Here is a 3,139-nt window from a genome sequence, read left to right on the forward strand (position 1 = left end):
GTCCTGTCCGTAAACGTCCTTCATCGTTGGCCTCCGTGGAATCGAGATGCCTCGATTCTACAAGATTGCCGAAGTTATTTCCGAACAAGTCCTTAACGGTTCCGTGACTGGTGAACTCGTCGGGCTTCGTGACGCATTTTATGAAGACGTCGTCGTGCTCGCTTTTGAGACGCCCGAAGGTGGTAAGCGAATTGCGGATGTGGACGAAAAGGCGCTCTATTATCGAGCACCTTTTACGTCGGCTCAGGGAGTCAAGCCTTTTCTCCCCACGATGACGTTTGAGGATTTGGGGTCTCGTCTAGCTGTCGTTCGATCAAACCAAATTGTCGACATTACGGAGTATTTGCAGCCCGATGGAGTATTGAAGTGGAACGTTCCCGATGGGGATTGGACCGTAATGCGGTTTGGTCGCCGGAACACCGGTGCAACCACTCGGCCTGCGCCCGACCCTGTCTTTGGTTTTGAATGCGACAAGCTCGACGGAGAGGCATTGGACGCTCATTTGGATGCCTACGTTGGAAAGTTGCTCAAGAAAGTAGGCCCACGAAAGCAAGGGTGTGGTTGGACGATGCTGCATATCGACAGCTGGGAAATGGGATCGCAGAACTGGACTTCGGCCTTCGCGCAAGAGTTTCAAAAACGACGTGGTTACGATCCAACTCCTTATCTGCCCGCCTACACAGGATTGATCGTAGACAGCGAAGAAAAAAGCGAACGCTTTTTGTGGGATATACGCCAGACGGTGCAACAGTTAGTGCTGGAGAATCATGCCGAACGCCTTCAGCAGTTTGCTCATCATCACGGAATGGGGCTATCGATCGAGCCATACGACATGAACCCCACTTCGGATCTCGAACTCGGAGTGATTGCCGATGTGCCGATGTGTGAGTTTTGGAGTCCAGGAGGTTTTGATTCAACGTATAGTTGTTTCGAAGCGACATCAGTCGCTCATACGATGGGACGACCGGTTGTTGCGGCAGAGGCGTTCACGGATGGCTCGTCGAAGGCGTGGGAGCAACACCCTGGTTCGATGAAAAATCAGGGTGACTGGGCTTTTTGCAATGGTATCAACCGATTCGTTTACCACACCTTTGCACACAAGACAAATGAACGTCTGCCCGGGATGACCATGGGGCCGTATGGTGTCCATTGGGATCGTGGCCAAACTTGGTGGCCGATGGTGGATGGGTACCATCGCTACGTCGCACGTTGTCAATCGCTGCTGCAACAGGGGCAGACAGTTGCGGATATTCTTTACCTCATCCCAGAAGGAGCACCGCATGTGTTTCAGCCTCCCGCTTCGGCATTGGAAGGCAAGGGGCTATTGCGTGAACGTCGCGGGTATAACTTCGACGGTTGCGCTCCGAGCACGCTGATCTCGCGAGGTTCGGTTGAAAATGGACGTGTTGTCTTCCCCGGTGGCGCAGCCTACGAATTGCTTGTCCTGCCGGCATGCGACACGATGACACCAGAGCTGCTGCAGAAAATCAGCTCGCTCGTCGAAGCTGGAGCGACGGTCGTTGGTTCTCCGCCATCACGATCGCCTAGCTTGGTTGATTTTCCCATTTGTGATCAGCAAGTCCATGCGATTGCCACGCAAGTCTGGGGGACGCCTCCTTTTGGCTCAGGCCTTGTTGAGCGAAAGTTTGGAAAGGGAAATGTAATTTGGGAGAATGTTGTTGACGCCAAACGGTATCAACAGCCGCTTACTAGGCCGATCACAGACGCCCTGTGGATTTGGTATCCCGAAGAATATTCAGGCTTGGTGGCCGAGCCTTGCACTCGCTATTTCCAGTGTGTCTTCACGGTAAACGCCGATCAGCCAATCGAATCGGCTCAGATCGAAGCAACTGCTGACAATGACTTCCAATTGTCAATCAATGAGTCGCCCGTCTTGAGCGGCGAAAATTTTAATCTGATTTACCGCGATGAAGTTTCATCGTTGGTAAAACCGGGAAAGAACGTTATCACGGTAAAGGCCATCAACACCGGCGAGCATCCGAATCCTGCAGGATTGATTGCGTGTCTAAATATTCAATATCGCGATGGTAGTGAACAATCAATTACCACCGACGAAAATTGGCAGTCAAGCCGTCAATTTCCCAGCAGCGATTGGGTCAATGCTAAACAATTAGGCAACGTCGACATGACTCCATGGCATCTGAATCTTTCAGCGAGTGATTCACTCGCTGAACTCTACCCGAATTACAGGATGACTTCTGATTTACTTGCCAAAAAAGGCGTGCAACCCGACTTTGAGTCGAACGGGCCGATTCGTTACACGCATCGTCATGCGGATTCATTTGATCTGTATTTTGTGTCGAATCGAAATGAAGAGGTTGTTGATGCCGAGTGCGTGTTCCGTATCGAAGGACGCCAGCCTCAGCGATGGGATCCGTTGGACGGCAGCACGCACACTCTGCCACAGTACAGCTCGAAAGCTGGTCGCACGACAATCCCCATTCGATTTGAACCGCACCAGAGTTTTTTTATTCTCTTCGGTGACGCTGACGTGCCCTTGCAACCAATTGCCACGCAAAATTTGGTGACCTATCAAACGGTTGCCTCGTTGGAAGGATCCTGGAATGTGGATTTCGATGTTGGTCTGGGCGGACCAGCGGACGTGACATTTGATGGACTAACGCAGTGGAATCAAAATTCACGCGAAGGTATTAAGCACTATTCAGGAATCGCCACTTATCGGAAAACGTTTGATTTGCCATCATCCGTGCAGTCGAACGAGCATCCTATTTGGCTCGACCTTGGAACTGTTCATAACATCGCGCGGGTTCGGCTGAACGGCAATGACATGGGGGTCTTGTGGTGTGCTCCATGGCGAGTTGATATTTCGTCGGCGGTCCAACCAGAAGGTAATCTGCTCGAGATCGAAATCGCAAACTTATGGCGAAATCGTTTGATTGGTGACAGGATGCTCGAACCTGACGAGCAGGTGACATGGACTACTTACAATCCTTATGAATCAACCTCACCGCTTCTGCCGTCTGGATTGTTGGGCCCCGTCGAAATCGTGATTCCGAAAATTAAGTAAGGACTTGTTCGGAAATAACTTCGGCAATCTTGTAGAATCGAGGCATCTCGATTCCACGGAGGCCAACGATGAAGGACGTTTACGGACAGG

1 protein-coding gene is annotated in these 3,139 nt (G+C 51.3%); it reads left to right on the plus strand.

Annotated elements, in window-relative coordinates:
- The first annotated feature begins 46 nt into the window (after positions 1-46).
- Positions 47-3,049: a glycosyl hydrolase gene (locus FHS27_RS30470; RefSeq protein ID WP_184310201.1), complete on the plus strand. Its 3,003-nt coding sequence runs from the start codon at positions 47-49 to the stop codon at positions 3,047-3,049.
- The last annotated feature ends 90 nt before the right edge of the window (positions 3,050-3,139 follow it).

The sequence above is a fragment of the Aporhodopirellula rubra genome (genome assembly GCF_014192335.1).
In the GTDB taxonomy this organism is placed as follows: domain Bacteria; phylum Planctomycetota; class Planctomycetia; order Pirellulales; family Pirellulaceae; genus Rhodopirellula; species Rhodopirellula rubra.